Genomic DNA, 654 nt, shown 5'->3' on the forward strand with positions numbered 1-654 from the left:
GGGGGCCACCCAGCGGCTGCCGCGACTGGTCGGCGACGAGACCGCGCGCCGGATGATATTCCTCGGCGAACGGCTCGACGCCGACTCCGCCGCGGAGGCGGGTCTGTTCGGCGAGGTCGTCTCCGATGACGACCTCGAACGCGTCGTCGGCGAGCTGGCCGATCGGCTCGCCGCACGACCGGCGTTCGCGATGCGAACTGCCAAACAGGCCATCAATCAGGGGCTCGAGGGCTCCCAGAAGAGCGGGCTCGCGTACGAGAAACGCGCCTTCGCGAGCCTCTTCGGCACGCACGATCAGCGAGAGGGGATGACGGCGTTCGTCGAGGATCGCGATCCGGAGTTCGAGTGACTCGAATCTCTCTAGCGTTCGTCGACTCGCCAGGTTAGCAAGACACCGTCGTCGAGCCGGTCGACATCCCCGAGCTTGAGCGCCGGAAACTCCGCGACGAACTCCTCGACGTCGGCCAGCGTGGGGGCGTCGCGGCCGCCGATGACTGTCGGGCCGACGAACACCCGTAGCTCGTCGAGCAGCCCGGCCTCGAACAGCGAGAAGATGAGTTCGCCGCCGCCCTCGACCATGATCCGCTCGAGGCCCCGCTCCTGTAGCGTCGCGAACGCGCGGAGGAGGTCGACTCGCTCGTCGCCCGCCGTGAG

At 68.5% G+C, this 654-nt stretch carries 2 protein-coding genes; one reads left to right on the plus strand and one right to left on the minus strand.

The window, feature by feature from the left end; genetic code table 11:
- A partial coding sequence (locus PGX04_RS24410; RefSeq protein ID WP_273740880.1) for an enoyl-CoA hydratase/isomerase family protein occupies nucleotides 1–349 on the plus strand: 349 nt, incomplete at its 5' end.
- Nucleotides 350–360: 11 nt separating this feature from the next.
- Here the strand turns inward: PGX04_RS24410 and PGX04_RS24415 are convergent.
- Nucleotides 361–654, minus strand: a 294-nt coding sequence (locus PGX04_RS24415) for a dihydrofolate reductase family protein (protein WP_273740881.1), incomplete at its 5' end; no start/stop codon positions are given.

The organism is Natrinema soli (assembly GCF_028618695.1).